At 62.8% G+C, this 16,190-nt stretch carries 14 protein-coding genes; 6 read left to right on the forward strand and 8 right to left on the reverse strand.

All coding sequences use genetic code 11. The features are described from left to right. Nucleotides 1-18: 18 nt before the first annotated feature. Nucleotides 19-975: an NAD-dependent epimerase/dehydratase family protein gene (locus ACVWVY_RS19850; protein WP_456627965.1), complete on the reverse strand. Its 957-nt coding sequence runs from the start codon at nucleotides 973-975 to the stop codon at nucleotides 19-21. 431 nt (nucleotides 976-1,406) lie between these two features. Here ACVWVY_RS19850 and ACVWVY_RS19855 point away from each other — a divergent pair, with 431 nt between their 5' ends. Genes ACVWVY_RS19855 through ACVWVY_RS19865 form a run of 3 tightly spaced genes read left to right on the forward strand, consistent with a single transcriptional unit; the run spans nucleotide 1,407 to nucleotide 4,043 of the window. After that, nucleotides 1,407-2,468 (forward strand): Gfo/Idh/MocA family protein, encoded by a 1,062-nt coding sequence (locus tag ACVWVY_RS19855; RefSeq protein ID WP_456627966.1) that lies wholly within the window; start codon nucleotides 1,407-1,409, stop codon nucleotides 2,466-2,468. After that, nucleotides 2,465-2,932, forward strand: a complete 468-nt coding sequence (locus ACVWVY_RS19860; RefSeq protein WP_456627967.1) for an acyltransferase — start codon at nucleotides 2,465-2,467, stop codon at nucleotides 2,930-2,932. Before ACVWVY_RS19855 ends, ACVWVY_RS19860 begins: the two co-directional genes overlap by 4 nt. Before the next feature lie 13 nt (nucleotides 2,933-2,945). After that, on the forward strand, nucleotides 2,946-4,043 hold the full coding sequence (locus ACVWVY_RS19865; RefSeq protein ID WP_456627968.1) for a DegT/DnrJ/EryC1/StrS family aminotransferase: 1,098 nt from the start codon (nucleotides 2,946-2,948) through the stop codon (nucleotides 4,041-4,043). A gap of 9 nt (nucleotides 4,044-4,052) precedes the next feature. Here the strand turns inward: ACVWVY_RS19865 and ACVWVY_RS19870 are convergent, their stop codons facing one another. Beyond that, a complete protein-coding gene (locus ACVWVY_RS19870; protein WP_456627969.1) occupies nucleotides 4,053-5,276 on the reverse strand; it encodes a phenylacetate--CoA ligase family protein in 1,224 nt (407 codons plus the stop codon). An 89-nt stretch (nucleotides 5,277-5,365) separates the two neighbouring features. On the opposite strand from ACVWVY_RS19870, the gene ACVWVY_RS19875 reads away from it, so the two are divergent. Next, a complete protein-coding gene (locus ACVWVY_RS19875) occupies nucleotides 5,366-6,526 on the forward strand; it encodes an AGE family epimerase/isomerase (protein ID WP_456627970.1) in 1,161 nt (386 codons plus the stop codon). Nucleotides 6,527-6,599: 73 nt separating this feature from the next. On the opposite strand, the gene ACVWVY_RS19880 is transcribed toward ACVWVY_RS19875, so the two are convergent. The 6 genes from ACVWVY_RS19880 to ACVWVY_RS19905 all read right to left on the reverse strand — a co-directional run bounded on the left by ACVWVY_RS19880 (nucleotide 6,600) and on the right by ACVWVY_RS19905 (nucleotide 13,795). Further along, nucleotides 6,600-7,439 (reverse strand): ABC transporter ATP-binding protein, encoded by an 840-nt coding sequence (locus ACVWVY_RS19880; RefSeq protein WP_456627971.1) that lies wholly within the window; start codon nucleotides 7,437-7,439, stop codon nucleotides 6,600-6,602. Nucleotides 7,440-7,572: 133 nt separating this feature from the next. Further along, the gene (locus ACVWVY_RS19885; protein WP_456627972.1) at nucleotides 7,573-8,865 is read right to left on the reverse strand and encodes an ABC transporter substrate-binding protein; all 1,293 of its coding nucleotides are present in this window, start codon (nucleotides 8,863-8,865) and stop codon (nucleotides 7,573-7,575) included. A gap of 58 nt (nucleotides 8,866-8,923) precedes the next feature. Beyond that, nucleotides 8,924-9,997, reverse strand: coding sequence for a branched-chain amino acid ABC transporter permease (locus ACVWVY_RS19890; RefSeq protein WP_456627973.1), 1,074 nt, complete (start codon nucleotides 9,995-9,997; stop codon nucleotides 8,924-8,926). A 6-nt stretch (nucleotides 9,998-10,003) separates the two neighbouring features. Continuing rightward, nucleotides 10,004-10,897 (reverse strand): branched-chain amino acid ABC transporter permease, encoded by an 894-nt coding sequence (locus tag ACVWVY_RS19895; protein WP_456627974.1) that lies wholly within the window; start codon nucleotides 10,895-10,897, stop codon nucleotides 10,004-10,006. Between the two features lie 148 nt (nucleotides 10,898-11,045). Beyond that, nucleotides 11,046-12,977 (reverse strand): AMP-binding protein, encoded by a 1,932-nt coding sequence (locus ACVWVY_RS19900; protein WP_456627975.1) that lies wholly within the window; start codon nucleotides 12,975-12,977, stop codon nucleotides 11,046-11,048. Continuing rightward, complete coding sequence (locus tag ACVWVY_RS19905) at nucleotides 12,974-13,795, reverse strand: ABC transporter ATP-binding protein (protein ID WP_456627976.1); 822 nt, start codon at nucleotides 13,793-13,795, stop codon at nucleotides 12,974-12,976. Before ACVWVY_RS19905 ends, ACVWVY_RS19900 begins: the two co-directional genes overlap by 4 nt. A gap of 319 nt (nucleotides 13,796-14,114) precedes the next feature. Here ACVWVY_RS19905 and ACVWVY_RS19910 point away from each other — a divergent pair, with 319 nt between their 5' ends. Continuing rightward, nucleotides 14,115-14,789, forward strand: a complete 675-nt coding sequence (locus tag ACVWVY_RS19910; protein ID WP_456627977.1) for a Crp/Fnr family transcriptional regulator — start codon at nucleotides 14,115-14,117, stop codon at nucleotides 14,787-14,789. 181 nt (nucleotides 14,790-14,970) lie between these two features. Continuing rightward, the gene (locus ACVWVY_RS19915; RefSeq protein WP_456627978.1) at nucleotides 14,971-16,125 is read left to right on the forward strand and encodes an aromatic ring-hydroxylating oxygenase subunit alpha; all 1,155 of its coding nucleotides are present in this window, start codon (nucleotides 14,971-14,973) and stop codon (nucleotides 16,123-16,125) included. Nucleotides 16,126-16,190: the final 65 nt, after the last annotated feature.

The raw sequence follows: 16,190 nt of genomic DNA on the forward strand, positions 1-16,190 counted from the left end.
CGGCTGGTGTAAATCGGCTCAGGACGGCTCCCAGCCGATCGACAGGAGCTTTGCTGGCGGAGCCACCAGAGGTCGGCCGATCCGCTCCCAAATCGCGCGCTGACGGATGGCCTGCAGTGTCAGCCTGATCCAGCTTTGAGGCAACGGCATCAGCCAGGGGGGTCTGCCGAGGCTTGCGCGGTGCCGGGTGATGAGATCTGCGACCGTGACGGGCGCCGGGTCGGACACGATGAAGGTTTCGCCCCGCGCACGGGGGTTGCTTAGCGCGGTCTCGACGGCCGAGGTGAAATTCTGGATCGACAGCACGGATCGCTGGGCAGACAACGCCCCGAAGGGCAGCGGAATCGGCAGGCGCGAAATCCGGTGGACGGTCGCGAAGTTTCCCTTCTCGCCTTCGCCGTAGATGACGACGGGACGCAGGATTGTAAACGAAATGCCGGCCGCGCGTATCGCCTGTTCGGCGGCAAATTTGGATCGTCCATACGCATTGTTCGGCGTCGGAAAATCGTCCTCGGTGAGGTTATGATCCGCATAGGAGCCGGACTGCGCGGCGATCGAGGAAATGAACACCAGATGCTTTGGCGCGCCGCGTGATATTGCCCGTGCCAGCGCCGACGTCGCGCGGTGATTCACGCGATCATAAAAATCATCGCCGGCGTACTTGTGGGCAATCCCTGCAAGATGAACGATGGCGTCGCATTGGTCCAGCAGGGGTTGCCAGTCGAACAGCCGCGAGAGATCCGAAAGCGGAACGGCGGTCACGTTCGGATTGTCGAAACTGGTTGCCGCTCTCGATGCCGCGATCACGGAGTATCCCTGCGCGACAAGATACGGAACCAGGTGACGTCCGACGAACCCGCCGGCGCCGGTTACGAGCACCCTGGTTCTCTTGCTGTCGCGGCTGCCATGCAAGTCCGACACGGCGCCCGGCTGCGCGCCGGCTCCGTCGCTGGCAGGTATTGGGCGTGAGTTCATCGGCCCGGGGACGCCTCTTCGCCGCTGAATTTCCTGTTGCATCTAACCTGAAAACCCGGCTTTGCGTTTGAAATCGGCCATCGCTAAACTCCAATATAGGCCAGCGAATCGTATAGGGGCAACCGAAGGTTGATGGAACCCTCGAAATGCAGTTCTTTCCCGCGTGAGCGGGGGGCACTCTGCCGACCGGGCTGCGTTTCGGAGCGGGAATCCCGTCGAGCCGTTTAACCCATCCGCCGAGGGTTGAAATCCTGCAATTGGCGGGGCCGCTGCGGCGTTGCAGTCTTCCAAGACTATTGTCAATGCCTTGGGATGGATGAAGATCCGGCGGCCCCGGCGAGAGTAGCAGGGGCTACGCCGCCCTCAAGGGTTGGCTGCGGTGGATCGGACGGCTAACGTCGATGCTGACGGCTAATGGAACAAGGCTCCCCATGATCAGATTCGGCCTGCTCGGATGCGGGCGTATCGCAAAGCGCCACTCGGAACTTCTGGGCGGCAATCATATCGACGGAGCCGGGCTCGTTGCGGTTTGTGACACCGTTCGCAACCGCGCCGACGCGATCGCGTCGAAGTTTGGCGTGCCCGCCATCTATGACATCGACGACTTCCTCGCCCGGAAGGACATCGATGCGGTGGCGGTGCTGACCCCCAGCGGCATGCATCCCGCCCATGTCATCGCCTGTGCCAAGGCCGGCAAGCATGCCATCGTCGAGAAGCCGATGGCGCTGCGGCTGCAGGACGCCGACGACATGATCCGCGCCTGCGACGAAGCCGGCGTCAAGCTGTTCGTCGTCAAGCAGAATCGCTTCAACGTTCCCGTGGTGAAGGCGCGCGAGGCGCTGGAGGCCGGCCGCTTCGGCCGCCTCGTTCTCGGCACGGTCCGCGTCCGCTGGTGCCGCGACCAGGCCTACTACGATCAGGATGCCTGGCGTGGCACTTGGGCCTATGACGGCGGCGTGCTCTCCAACCAGGCCAGCCACCACGTCGACATGCTGGAATGGTTCTTTGGCGATGTCGTCAGCGTTCATGCCCGTGCCGTGACGGCGTTGGCAAAGATCGAAGCCGAGGACACGGCGGTGGCAACCCTGAAGTTTCGCAATGGCGCGCTCGGAATCATCGAGGCGACGACGGCTGTCCGGCCGACCGATCTCGAGGGATCGCTTTCGATTCTCGGAGAGAAGGGAACGGTCGAAATTGCGGGATTCGCGGTCAACCAGATCCGGCATTGGGGCTTTGTCGATGAGCTTCCGTCCGACAAGGAGGTGATCGAGAAATTTTCCGTCAATCCGCCGAATGTCTACGGCTTCGGCCATCAGGCCTACTACCAGCACGTGATCGACTGCCTGGTGAACCAGCGTTCGGCGCTCGTCGACGGCCTCGAAGGGCGCAAGAGCCTGGAACTGATTTCGGCGCTCTACGAATCGATCGAGACCGGCGACGAGGTGCCGCTCCGTTTCGCGCCGCGGCTGGGCCGGCTCGGTGTCGTCTCGTGAATCGGCCTGAGATACATCAGGCCGGCGTGCGTGACGTTGATTTCGGCACGGGCGTCAGGATCGTCGAGCCGTGCAATCTCTACGGCTGCAGAATCGGCGACGATTGCTTTGTCGGGCCGTTCACCGAAATCCAGAAAGGTGTCGTGGTCGGCGCCCGCACGCGGGTGCAGTCTCACGCCTTCATCTGCGAACTGGTCACCATCGGCGAAGACTGCTTTATCGGTCATGGCGTGATGTTCGTGAACGATACGTTCTCGACCGGCGGCCCGGCTCGCGGCAACAGGGAATTGTGGCGCGAGACCGTGATCGGAAACCGTGTCTCGATCGGCTCCAACGCCACGATCATGCCGGTCAGGATCGCCGACGATGTCGTGATCGGCGCGGGCGCGGTGGTAACCAGGGACATCACGACGTCGGGGACTTATGCCGGCAATCCGGCGCGCCGGCTGCTGGCGGACAAGTAGGAAAGACGACCCGATGCCGGTGCCCTTTGCGGATCTGCAACTGCAATATCAGACCATCAAAAGTGAGGTCGACGGCGCGATTGCCTGCGTCATCCGCGACAACGCTTTCATTCGCGGGTCCTACGTCGATGCCTTCGAACGGGAGTTCGCCGCGGCCGTAGACGTCAAGCATTGCATCTCCTGCGCCAACGGCACCGATGCGCTGTATCTGGCGATGGCCGCGCTGAAGGTGAAGCCGGGTGACGAGGTGATTACCACGGCGCATTCCTGGATCAGCACTTCGGCGATGATCACGCACGCCGGCGCCACCGTGGTGTTCTGCGATACCGATGGCGCTACGTTCACGATCGATCCGGCGGCGATCGAGGCCGCGATCACGCCACGCACCGTCGGCATCATTCCCGTGCATCTGTATGGGCAGCCGGCGGACATGGACGCGATCATGGCGATCGCGAACAAGCATAAGCTCTGGGTGATCGAGGATTGCGCGCAGGCGCATCTGGCCCGCTATAAAGGCCGGCAGGTCGGCACCTTCGGCGCAGCCGCGACCTATTCGTTCTATCCGGGCAAGAATCTCGGCGCGATGGGCGATGCCGGCGCGGTCGTGACCAATGACGTGCGGCTAGCCGAACACATGACCATGCTGGCGCGTCACGGCGGGCTGGTGAAGCACCAGCATCATATCGAGGGCATCAACAGCCGGCTCGACGGCCTGCAGGCGGCGATCCTGTCGGCCAAACTGCCGCACCTGGCCCAGTGGACAGAAGCGCGGCAGAACGCCGCGAAAATCTACGACGCAGGCCTCAACCAGATCGAGGACGTCGTGGTGCCGGAGGTCGCACCGGACCGCAGCCATGTCTATCATCTCTACACGATCATGCATCCGCGCCGCGATGCGCTGGCGGCGCACCTGAACGGCAACGGCGTGCAGACCGCGATCAATTATCCCACCGCGCTGCCGTTCCTCGCCGCCTATGCGCGCTTTGAGCACCGTGCCGAGCAGTTTCCGAATGCGTTTGCCGATCAGGGGCGCATCCTGTCACTGCCGATGTTTGCCGAGATCACTGGCAATCAGCAGGGCGAAGTCATCGATCTCATCCGCAAGTTCTAACGGAGCGGCTTATCGCTCGTCGGCTATGACCTTGCCGTCATTCGGCAGCGCGCCGGCGCCGACCAGTTCGACATTGCCGCCGAGTTTCGTCACCGCGCGCAGGCTCGCGGCGAGTTCGCTCTGAAGCGGCTCGCCGGACGAAGCCGTCTCCGCCTTCAGCGTCATCAGATCGCTCTCGCCGGCGCGCGTGACGACGAGGCGTAAGCGTCCGAGTTCGGGGTGGCGCTTGCCGATCTCGGCGATCTGCTCGGGGCGGACGAACATGCCCTTGACCTTGGTGGTCTGGTCGGCGCGGCCCATCCAGCCCTTGATGCGCATGTTGGTGCGTCCGCACGGGCTTGCGCCCGGCAGCGCCGCCGTGAGGTCGCCAAGCGCGAGGCGGATCCAGGGATGCTGCAGGTCGAGCGAAGTAACGACGATTTCGCCGACGTCACCGGCCGCGACGGGATCGCCGGTGCCGGGCCGCACGATCTCCAGGATCAGGTCCTCGTTCACGACCATGCCATCGCGCGCCGGCGTTTCGAACGCGACGAGGCCGAGGTCGGCGGTGCCGAACGCCTGATAGGCATCGATGCCGCGCGATTTCACTTCGTCCTGCAGCGATTTCGGAAACGCCGCGCCCGATACCAGCGCGCGCTTGATCGAGGAGACGTCGCGCCCGGCGCCTGCGGCGGCGTCGAGCAGTATCTTGAGGAAATCAGGCGTGCCGCTATAGCCGACGGGGCGATAGGCCTCGATCAGTTCGAACTGCTGCTCGGTATTGCCGGGGCCTGCCGGAATCACCGCGCAGCCCAGCGCCCGCGCCGAGGCGTCGAAGATGAAGCCGCCGGGCGTCAGATGGTAGCTGAAGGTATTGAGCACCACGTCGCCGGGCCGGAAGCCGGCCGCAAACAGCGCGCGAGCGCCGCGCCAGGGGTCGGCATGAACGGGCTCGGGCTCGAAAATCGGCCCCGGCGAGGTGAACAGCCGCCCGAACGAACCCAAAGGCCCGGCCACGAACCCGCCGAAGGGCGGCGCAGCCCTGTGCAGGGCAGGGAGTTCCGACTTGCGCAGCACCGGCAGCCGCGCCAGCGCGGCGCGGCTTGTCACAGAAGCCGGATCGATGCCCTTCAGGCGGTCGGCATAGGCCGGCGCGGCCAGCGCCTTGCGCAGGACGTCCGGAAGCCGGGAAAACAGCTCGGTCTCGCGTTTGGCCGGCTCGCGCGTTTCGAGGGCGTCGTAATGATCCGTCATGACGAATTCCCCAATTTCGGGTCGATTGCGTGCCGCCTCTGACGTGCTATCAGACAGCTTCTACCGATGTTGATGTTCCAGGGAACGCAATGGCTGAAAGAGATACCGCTGCGGCGGCAGATATGCTGGATTCGGCCGATATCGTCGCGAGGCTGAAGCTTCGCATGATCGAGCACTGCTTGCCGCTGTGGTCGATCGAAGGCTGGGACAAAAAAACGGGCGGCTTTATCGATCGGCTCGATTCCGACGGCCGCGCCGATGCCTCGGCGCCGCGTCGGGTTTTCGTGCAGGCGCGCCAGATCTATTGCTACGCCAAGGCGGCCCAGATGGGCTGGTATCCCGACGGCCGCGCGATCGCGCTGAAGGGGCTGGAGCACCTTTTGAGCAAGGCGAAAGCCCCCGACGGCAAACCCGGCTTCGTTCACACATTGAAGCCCGACGGCACGGTGCTGGATCCGCTGCGCGATTCCTACGACCACGCCTTCGTGCTGCTGGCGCTGGCCACCGTCTACGGGCTCGATCGCGACGCGCAGATCCGCACCGAGACCGACGCGCTGTGCCATTTCGTCGATACGCAGCTGCGCTCGCCGCATGGCGGGGTGCACGAAGGATTGCCGGTGTCGCTGCCGCGACGGCAGAACCCTCACATGCATCTGTTCGAAGCGATGATCGCGGCGTTCGACGCGACGCACGACATCGTGTTCCAGAACAGGGCCGGGAATTTCTTCAGCCTGTTTCTGGCCAACCTCTACGACAAGCAGCGGCAGGTGCTTGGCGAGTACTTTGAGGAGGATTTTTCGAAGATCGAGCCCGTCAGCGTCGAGCCCGGGCATCAGGCGGAATGGTGCTGGCTGTTGAAGGGGTTTGAACGCATCACCGGCTGCCCGACCGGCCGCTATCGCGGTGAATTGCTGGCGTCGGCGCTGCGTTATCGCGACGCGGCGACCGGCTGCCTGGTCGACGAAGGCGACGCAGGCGGCAATATCAGGCGGCATTCGCGCCGGCTGTGGCCGCAGACCGAAATCGCCAAGGCGTGGATCGCGCAGGCGGAAGCGGGCGAGGCGGGGGCCGCGGACGAAGCGCGCGCGGCACTGGCGCGGCTCGAACGGCATTACCTCAGCCATCCCGTGGCGGGCGGCTGGTATGACCAATTCGATCGCGACGGCAATTCGCTGGTCGCCACCATCCCTGCGTCTTCGTTCTACCATGTGCTTTGCGCGGTCGCGGAAGCAGAGCAGGTGATCGGATAAATGATGATTCCTGTTTTGACGCGTTTTCCTCACGCGAACCGGTCTCCACTTCGCTCGAAAGCGCTATGCGTGCTCACAGCCACCGCTTTCGCCGCTTGAAGCTTTTCAGGTTCTTGAAGCTCTTGCGCTGGTCGCCGGCGCCGCCGAGGTAGAATTCCTTGACGTCCTCGTTGTCGCGCAATTCGTCGGCGGTGCCGTCGAGCACCACCTTGCCCTGTTCCATGATGTAGCCGTGGCTCGCGACCGACAGCGCCGCGCGCGCATTCTGCTCCACCAGCAGGATGGTGACGCCGAGGTCGCGGTTGATCTCCTTGATGATCGCGAACACTTCCTTGACCAGGAGCGGCGACAGGCCCATCGACGGCTCGTCCATCAGGATCATCTTGGGCCGCGCCATCAGCGCGCGGCCGATCGCCAGCATCTGCTGCTCGCCGCCGGAGAGATAGCCGGCGAGCCCGGTGCGCTCCTTCAGCCGCGGGAAATACTTGAACACCATGTCGATGTCGTCGCCGACCTCGTTGTCGGTGCGGGTGAAAGCCCCGAGCTTGAGGTTTTCGATCGACGTCATGTCCGCGATGATGCGGCGGCCTTCCATCACCTGAAAGATACCGCGGCGGACGATCTTGTCGGGATCGATGCCGTCGATGCGCTGGCCGTCGAAGACGATTTCGCCGCGGATGACTTCGCCGTCCTCGGTCTTGAGCAGGCCCGAGATCGCCTTCAGTGTCGTCGACTTGCCGGCGCCGTTGGCGCCGAGCAGCGCCACGATCGCGCCCTTTGGCACTTCGAGGCTGAGGCCGCGCAGCACCAGGATGACCTTGTCGTAGACCACCTCGATGTTGCGGACGCTGAGCAGCGGGGCGCCTTGTGGCGCCGCCGTCGAGGGACGATTGATTACGGTTGCTTCAGTCATGTCGACCTCTCGGTGTCGTCACCCGCGAAAGCGGGTGACCCAGTATTCCAGAACCGCCGCGATGAACTGAGAAGGCGCGGCGTACTGGATCCCCCGCTTTCGCGGGGGATGACAGCCTGCTTGTTGGCAGTCCTTACCAGCCGAGCCACTCGGGCTTGCGCGGCAGGTCGATCGTCTTCACCTTGTCCATCTTGATGCCGCCATTCTTGACGAGATCGTTGAGCGGGGCGTCGGTCGCGCCGGCGACCTTCATGCGATAGAGATCAACCTTGAGCGTGCCGCGGTGATCGGTCTCGGTGAAGGTTGAGGGATTGCAGATGCCTTCGCCGCCAGCGGGCACCCAATCCTTCTTCTGGTAAAAGCCCTTCTTGACGTTCTCACCGGTGGCGCCGCCGTTCTTGGAAGCCCATTCGACGGCTTCCTTCATGTAGAGCGCGGTGCAGACGCCGGCGATGTAATGCACGGGACGGTAGGTGGTACCGGCCGCATCCGACATCTTGGAGATTTCCATGAAGGTCTTCATGCCAGGCGCGTTGCCGCCCCATGCCACCGCGGTGCGCAGCGGAAACACCACGCCATCGGCGGCGGCACCTGCGGCCTTGGCGGCGTTCTCGTCCATGCCCCAGACGTTGCCGAGGAACTGCACCTCGACGCCGGCCGCCTTGCAGGCGTTGAGCACGGAGATGTTCGAGCCGGCGGTGTTGCCCAGATAGGCATAGTTGGCGCCGGAGCTCTTCAGGGTCAGGCACTGCGCGCTGTAGTCGCCGGGCGTCAACGCAAACACGATCGGCGGCAGCAGTTCGAAGCCGAGTTCGGCGGCAATCGCTTCACCCGCTGCCTTCGGCGCGTTCGGATAGGGGTGGTTGGCACCCATGTGGACGAATTTCGGCTTGCCTGGCTTGCCCTTGGACTTCCAGTCCTCGGCCGCCCAGGTCAGCATGCCGCGAACCGCGTCCGAGTAGCTCGGGCCGTAGAAGAAGTTGTAGGGCGCAGGCTTGGCCTTGCCGCCGGCGCCGGTCGGATCGGAGAGCGCCGCGGCATAGGACGCCGAAATATCCGGGATCTTGTCCTGAGCCAGGAATCCCGTCAGCGCTTCGGTGTCGGCGGTGCCCCAGCCGAGAATGGCGGCGACCTTGTCGGAGCCCGACCATTTCTTGTACTGGGCGATGGCGCGCGGCACCTGATAGCCGTAGTCGACGGTGTCGACATTGACCTTGGCGCCATTGATGCCGCCGTTCTTGTTGATCCACGCATAGGTGTCCGCGACACCCTGTCCGAACGGCGTTCCGACGTCCGAGGTGGGACCTGAATAATCCGCGAGATGTCCCAGCGAGACCTGGGCTTGGGCTTGGGCCTGGGACGTCGTCGCTGCGCCCGCCAGCAGGATCGCGAGCGAGGCGGTGCTCAGTAGAGTCTTCATCGTCATGGACATAGTCCTCCGGTTACTTCTTTCGAGGTCTTGTTTTGTCCGTCCCGTTCCGACCTCAATGCGAGAACGGGTAGAGTTTCCAGTACGCCTTGATCTGTCGCCAGCGATGCGCGAGTCCGTCCGGTTCGAAAACCAGAAAGACGATAATGATAATTCCGATAGCCATCTCGCGCAGGAATGCGATGTTGTTCTTCAATCCCAGGAATTGATCGATCGGGCTGCCGCGCAAGGCGACGCTGAGCCATTCCATCGATTCCGGCAGCAGCACCATGAAGGCGGTTCCCATCAGGGTGCCCGAGACCGAGCCGAGCCCGCCGATGATGATCATCGCAAGAAAGATGATCGAGCGATCGATGCCGAAACCTTCGTTGGAAACGACCTGATTGTAATGCGCATACAGCGCGCCGCCGACGCCGGCAAAGAAGGCCGCAAGCCCGAACGACAGCGTCCGGTACTTGGTCAGGTTGATGCCCATGATCTCGGCGGACAGATAATGGTCGCGCACCGCGATCAGCGCGCGCCCGTCGCGCGAGCGGATCAGGTTGGTGACCAGGAGATAGCACACGACGACATAGGCCAGCACGACGTAGAAATATTGCTTATCTCCGCGCAGCGAATAGCCGAATATCGAGAACGGCTCGGCGCTGGCGGGGACGCTGCCGCCGGTGAACCATTCGGCGCGGGCAAAGAAGTCGAGCAGGATGTATTGCGCGGCGAGGGTCGCGATCGCGAGATAGAGCCCTTTCAGCCGCGCGGCGGGCAGGCCGAAGATCAGGCCGACGGCGGCCGTCACGACGCCTGCGAGTGGGATGCAGAAGAAGACGGGAATGCCGAACCGGTTCGAGAGATAGGCCGACGTGAAGGCGCCGAAGCCGAAAAAGGCGGCGTGGCCGATCGAGATCTGGCCGGTGAAGCCGACGACGATGTTCAGCCCAAGGGCTGCAATGCCGAAGATACCGATCTGGATCAGGAGGCTCAGGATGTATTCGTTGACGACGTGCGGCGCAAAGCAGATCAGCACGATGCCCGCGATCATGGCGTTGCGGCTGGTCGTGGTTGGAAACACGGTGGTGTCAGCCGCATAGCTGGTGCGGAAATCGCCGGCGGGAATTAGTGTCTGGGTTGCCATGATTGATTACACCCGCTCGATGTCTTTGGTGCCGAACAGGCCGTATGGCTTGATCATGAGAATGATGATGAGCGCATAGAACGGCGCAACCTCATAGAGATTGCCCCAGTGCAGATATTCGCTGTCGAGAAAATGCGCGACATTTTCCAACAGCCCGATGATGATGCCGCCCAGCACCGCGCCGCCGACGCTGTCGAGACCGCCGAGGATCGCCGCCGGAAACACCTTCACCCCGTAGGCGGAAAGCCCGGCCGAGACGCCGTTGACGACGGCGACCACCACGCCCGCGACGGCAGAGACGGTGGCCGAAATCGCCCAGGCCATCGCGAATACGCTTTTCACGGAGATGCCAAGCGACTGCGCTACCTGCTGGTTGAACGCGGTGGCGCGCATCGCCAGACCATATTTGGAGAGGCGGAAGAACCACGCCATTCCGATCATCATGGCGACAGAGACGGCAAGACTCATCAGATAGACGGTCTGCACCTGCAGCCCAAGGATGTTAACGTTCTGGGTCTGGAAGACACGCGGGAACGGCTGCAGGTTAACGCCGAAAATCCACTTCATCAGCGCGGAAAATACCGTCGACAGCGCGATCGTCACCATGATCACGGAAATGATCGGCTCGCCGATCATCGGCCTCAGGATCACGATCTGGATCGCGATGCCGAACAGGAACATGAACACGAGCGTGATCGGCATGCCCAGATAGAACGGTACCTGGTATTTGGTGAGCAGCCACCAGCACACCCAGGCGCCGACCAGCAGCAATTCGCCCTGCGCGAAATTCACCACCTGGGTCGCCTTGTAGATCAGCACGAACGACATCGCGACCACGCCATAGAGCGTGCCGACCACGAGGCCGTTGACCAGAAGCTGGATGAGAAGCTGGGTGTTCATGCGAAGTCACCGGACGTGCAAGCTGTCATCGCCGGGCTTGACCCGGCGATCCATCGCCTGAAGAAGCACTTTTTCCAAAGAGGATGGATGCGCGGGTCAAGCCCGCGCATGACGATCTGTTTTGCGGCGCCGCTGGTAGACATCGGTTTCATTCCGCGGCCTCCGCCATCGGCGCGGCGCCGCCGAGATCGACCACGCGGAGCGTGGTGCGGATGCGCTGGGTGGTGCCGTCCTGGAAACGGATCACGGTGTCGACGGGAATGTCGCTCTTGCCGCCGTAGATCGCGTCGATGATGTCGGCGTATTTCTCGTTGATGACGCTGCGGCGAACCTTTCGGGTGCGGGTCAGTTCGCCGTCGTCGGCGTCGAGTTCCTTGTAGAGCAGCAGGAAGCGCGAAATGCGCTGCGCCGGCGGCAGCGTGGCGTTGACGCCTTCGACCTCCTTGCGCAAAAGCGCATAGACCTCGGGACGCGAGGAGAGGTCGGTGTAGGTGGTGAACGAAATGCGGTTCTTCTCCGCCCATTTCGAGATGATCGAGTAGCGGATGCAGATCATCGCTGCCAGCGTCTCGCGACCGGCGCCGAGCACCACGGCTTCGGCGATGTAGGGCGAGAACTTCAGCTTGTTTTCCAGATATTGCGGCGAGAAGCGTTCGCCGCGCGAAGTCTCGGCGAGATCCTTGATACGGTCGATGATCACGAGCTGCTTGTCGTTATTGAAGTAGCCGGCGTCGCCGGAGTGCATCCAGCCGTCCTTGATGTCGGCGGTCGAGGCTTCCGGATTCTTGTAGTAGCCGAGGAACATGTTGGGATGGCGCACGACGATCTCGCCGACGCCGTTGACGTCCGCGTTGTCGACGCGGATTTCGATGTCGTCGGCCATCGGTACGCCGGTGGTGTCCGGGTCAACTTTGCCGAAGGGGTGCAGCGTGTAGGCCCCGAGCATCTCGGTTTGGCCGTAGAGCGTGCGCAGCGGTACGCCCATGGCCCGGAAGAACTTGAACGTATCCGGGCCGAGCGCGGCGCCGCCGGTCGCGGCCGAGCGCAGTCGCGTGAAGCCCAAGCGGTCGCGTAGCGCGCGGAACAACAACTGGTCGGCAAATATCGAACGCTTGCCGTGGGCAAGGGCCGAAAGCCCCGTCTTCATGCCGACGTTGAAGAGTTTTTGCTTGAGCGGCGAGGAGTCCATCACGCCGGCGCGCACATCGGCGGCAATCGATTCCCAGAGCCGCGGCGCGAACAGCACGAAGGTCGGCGCGATCTCGCGGAAATCGTGCATCATGGTCTCGGGCTCTTCGACGAAGTTGACCTTCATCCGGCACAGCAGGCCTTTGCCGAGCGCGTAGACCTGTTCCATGATCCAGGGCAGCGGCAGCACCGAGGCATATTCGTCGTCCGGTCCCTTCGGATCGAATGCCAGATAGGTCGCGCAATGCCTGAGGATGCGTCCGGCCGCCAGCATCGCCAGCTTGGGGTTCGCCGTGGTGCCCGAGGTGGTGCAGAGAATCGCGACATCCTCGCCCTGGGTGGCGTCGACCAGCCGATCGTAGATACCAGGCTCGCGCGACGCGCGGTCGCGGCCCATGGAGGCGAGTTTTGCGGCTTCCATCAGGCGTGGATCGGCGTATTTCCGCATTCCGCGCGGGTCGGAATAGACGATGTGCTTGAGATTGGGCGCGCGGTCGGCCAGTGCCAGCAGCTTGTCGACCTGCTCCTCGTCTTCGGCGAACACCAGTTTTGCGTCGCCATAGCTGAGCAGATAGGCCGCTTCCTCGTCCAGCACGTCGCGATAGAGGCCGAGGCTCATGGCGCCGACGGCATGCGTTGCTATTTCCGCCGCCACCCAGTCCGGCCGGTTGTCGCCGATGATGCCTATGACGTCGCCGCGCCCGAGACCCAGCTCGAGCATGCCGAGCGCGAAATCATGCACGCGCGCCTGATAGTCGGTCCAGGTGAAGACACGCCACAGCCCGAGATCCTTTTCGCGCAACGCGATCTCGCCGCCGTGCTCCCTGGCATTGAGGCGCAACAGCTTCGGAAAGGTATCTGCCTGGGCAACGCGTCCGGCGTAATCCATCATGCCGCGCACTCCGGAGCCTCGGGCTTGTCATCGGGATCGACGAGAACTTCATCCTCTTCACCGAGATAGGCGCGCTTCACATGGGGGTCGGCGAGCACGGACGCCGGATCGCCCTCGGCGATCTTGCGGCCGAAATCCAGCACCATGACGCGGTGAGAGATGTCCATCACCACGCCCATGTCATGCTCGATCATCATCACGGTCATGCCGAACTCTTCGTTGAGATCGACGATGTAGCGCGCCATGTCTTCCTTCTCTTCGAAGTTCATGCCGGCCATCGGCTCGTCGAGCAGGATCAGCTGCGGCTCCAGCGCCATCGCGCGGGCGAGCTCGACGCGCTTGCGCAGGCCATAGGGCAGGGTGCCGGCGGTGGCCTTGCGCACCGACTGCAGGTCGAGGAAGTCGATGATCTCCTCCACCTTGCGGCGGTGCTCGAGTTCCTCGCGCCGGGCGCCGGTCAGCCAGTACAGCGAGCCCGTGAGGAAATTGTTCTTCAACAAATGGTGCCGCCCGACCATGATGTTGTCGAGCACGCTCATATGATGGAACAGCGCCAGGTTCTGGAAGGTGCGGCCGATGCCCAGCCGGGGCCGCGCGTTCGGATTGAGGCCGGTGATGTCCTTGCCGTGGTAGAACAACTGGCCTTCGGTCGGCTTGTAGCGGCCGGAAATGCAATTGACGATTGAGGTCTTGCCGGCGCCGTTCGGGCCGATGATCGAGAACAATTCGCCCTCGTTCACGCCGAAGGAGACCTCGGTCAGCGCACGAACGCCACCGAAGCGCAGCGAAACTCCGCGCACTTCCAACGTGTAAGCCACTCATTCCCTCCAGAAGTGGCGCTTGGGCCGCGCTCTTTATCTATTGTTTGCAATATCTATCGTCTGCGATCGCATGCGCGATCCTACATCGGCGGTGACGGGCAGGCCATCCGACTATGGGTGCCGGACGATGCCCCGCCTCACGCGTGGTAGTGTCGCACCCCGCCAGCGCGCCATATGCTGCGCGTGCCGAGGTGGCCCTCCTTAGGGCAATGCGATAGTTTGAAATGTCTTTTGCCTGACAATTCGTCGGGAAATTTTGCCGGCTGGCACTTCTGCTGCAGTGCAGCACGCTGGAGAAGCGACGGTTGATGCGATCATGATTGCTGCGGATTACCTCAAGCGCATCGCGGCCTGGTCGCGCGAACTGAACGAGCGGGAAATCGAGGTCGCGCGTACCGGCATCGTGGAAAAATCCTATGGTGCCAACGAGTACGTCTTCATGCGCGGCGACCCCTTCGATTACTGGACCGGCATTGTCACGGGTCTTGCCCGAATGGGTACCGTGTCGAGCGGCGGCAAGGCTGTGACTTTGGCCGGCATGACCGCGGGCGCCTGGTTCGGGGAGGGCTCCATGCTCAAGAGCGAGCCGCGCCGTTACGACGTGGTCGCGTTGCGCGATACAAGGCTGGCGCTGATGGACCGCAGCACCTTCTTCTGGCTGTTCGAGAACAGCGTCGCGTTCAACCGCTTTCTGGTTCGCCAGCTCAACGAGCGGGTCGGCCAGTTCATCGGGGCGCTGGAACATGACCGCACACTCGATGCCACCAGCCGCGTCGCGCGCTCGATCGCCTCGCTGTTCAATCCGATTCTGTATCCGGACCTGACGCGGCATCTGGAGATCACCCAGGAGGAAATTGGCGCCTTGTCAGGCCTGTCCCGGCAGAATGCCAACCAGTGCCTGAAGCGGCTGGAGAAGGAGGGCCTGCTTCGACTGGAATATGGCGGGGTAACTATCGTCGATCTCGAAAAGCTGCGTCGTTACGGAGAGTAGGACCCGTCTCGACGTCCTCTGAAAATTGACCAAGAGCAATTTATAGCCGATCGCTCGCGTTGTTGTGTTCACGTCAGATACGGTACCGTATTGAAAGCCGCAATTGCAAGTGGTATTGATACGGCACCGTATCAAAGGCTCGTGATCGGCTTTTGTGACCACGGCCAGCCGGAGGTGTCCGATGAGCAGGCAGGATCAGATCAATCTTTTGAAGCGGCTGTTGCATTACGTGGAGACCCGGACCACGGCGATGGCTGATAGCCCCTGGCGCAACGAGGTGGCGGTCTACACGGACGCGGAACGCCTCGCCGAGGAACAGCGGGTTCTGTTTCGCAAGCATCCCCTGGTCATGGGCTTCGCTTCGGACTGGCCGGTGCCGGGGAGCTTTAGCACGGACGATCATGCCGGTTTGCCCGTTCTGATCGTGCGGGGACGCGACAGCAGATTGCGCGCATTCCTGAACGTGTGTCGCCATCGCGGCGCCAAGGTAGCCCAGGGCTGCGGCAAGGCGCGGCTGTTCTCGTGCCCCTATCATGCCTGGACCTACGATCTCGCCGGCGAGCTGATGGGCATTCCCGACGAGCGCTGCTTTCCTGACGTGCGCAGCGAGCGCGCTTCGCTCGTCGAACTGCCGCTGTGTGAAAAGCACGGTCTCGTATGGGTGATCCCGACCGCGGACGGTTCAACGGATTTCGACATCGATCCATGGCTTGGGGGACTCGCGGAGGAGCTCGCTTCGTTTGGATTTGCGTCCTGGTCGTTCCACGACCGGCGCGTGATTCCGGAAACCATGAACTGGAAGATAGTCGTGGATACGTTCAACGAGGGCTACCACGTCGGCTTCCTGCACCGTGATTCCCTGCGCGACATCCTGCATGGCAACGTGACCGATTTCGAGGCGTTCGGTCTCAACCACCGCCTGACGTTTCCGCGCAGGAAACTCGAGCGGCTCAAGGCCGAGCCCGAGGATAAATGGGATTTGATGTGGAATACGACGCTCGTCTATTCGCTGTTTCCCAACACCGTTCTCCTCGTGCAGGGCGACCACGTCGAACTCGCGCGGGTGTTTCCCCGCGAGGGACGCACGGATCGCTCCGTCATGGACCTTGGGCTTTACGTGCCGAAGGCGCCGAGCACCGAGGAAGAGCGCATCCATTGGGACAAGAACATGCAGCTCGTCCTCGATGTTGTGACGGGCGAGGATTTCCCGACCGGGCGCAGCATTCAGATCGGCCTGACTTCGGGCGCGCAGACGCACACCGTCTACGGTCGCAACGAGCCGGCCATGATCCACTACCATCAGGCGATGCGGACGGCGCTCGGTCTAAGGGTCTGAAATTGAGTGACTTTCAGATTAGACTCTGCATCTGGCGGATGCTATGGCCTGCGCCGCGCAGGGGG

It is taken from the genome of Bradyrhizobium sp. URHC0002, assembly GCF_054059515.1.

Bases quoted from the DNA above. Each gene is read 5' to 3' on its own strand.
- ACVWVY_RS19895 (WP_456627974.1), bottom strand. From the start codon at position 10,897: ATGAACACCCAGCTTCTCATCCAGCTTCTGGTCAACGGCCTCGTGGTC.
- ACVWVY_RS19875 (WP_456627970.1), top strand. From the start codon at position 5,366: ATGGCTGAAAGAGATACCGCTGCGGCGGCAGATATGCTGGATTCGGCC.
- ACVWVY_RS19880 (WP_456627971.1), bottom strand. From the start codon at position 7,439: ATGACTGAAGCAACCGTAATCAATCGTCCCTCGACGGCGGCGCCACAA.
- ACVWVY_RS19855 (WP_456627966.1), top strand. From the start codon at position 1,407: ATGATCAGATTCGGCCTGCTCGGATGCGGGCGTATCGCAAAGCGCCAC.
- ACVWVY_RS19850 (WP_456627965.1), bottom strand. From the start codon at position 975: ATGAACTCACGCCCAATACCTGCCAGCGACGGAGCCGGCGCGCAGCCG.
- ACVWVY_RS19910 (WP_456627977.1), top strand. From the start codon at position 14,115: ATGATTGCTGCGGATTACCTCAAGCGCATCGCGGCCTGGTCGCGCGAA.
- ACVWVY_RS19865 (WP_456627968.1), top strand. From the start codon at position 2,946: ATGCCGGTGCCCTTTGCGGATCTGCAACTGCAATATCAGACCATCAAA.
- ACVWVY_RS19890 (WP_456627973.1), bottom strand. From the start codon at position 9,997: ATGGCAACCCAGACACTAATTCCCGCCGGCGATTTCCGCACCAGCTAT.
- ACVWVY_RS19900 (WP_456627975.1), bottom strand. From the start codon at position 12,977: ATGATGGATTACGCCGGACGCGTTGCCCAGGCAGATACCTTTCCGAAG.
- ACVWVY_RS19915 (WP_456627978.1), top strand. From the start codon at position 14,971: ATGAGCAGGCAGGATCAGATCAATCTTTTGAAGCGGCTGTTGCATTAC.
- ACVWVY_RS19885 (WP_456627972.1), bottom strand. From the start codon at position 8,865: ATGACGATGAAGACTCTACTGAGCACCGCCTCGCTCGCGATCCTGCTG.
- ACVWVY_RS19870 (WP_456627969.1), bottom strand. From the start codon at position 5,276: ATGACGGATCATTACGACGCCCTCGAAACGCGCGAGCCGGCCAAACGC.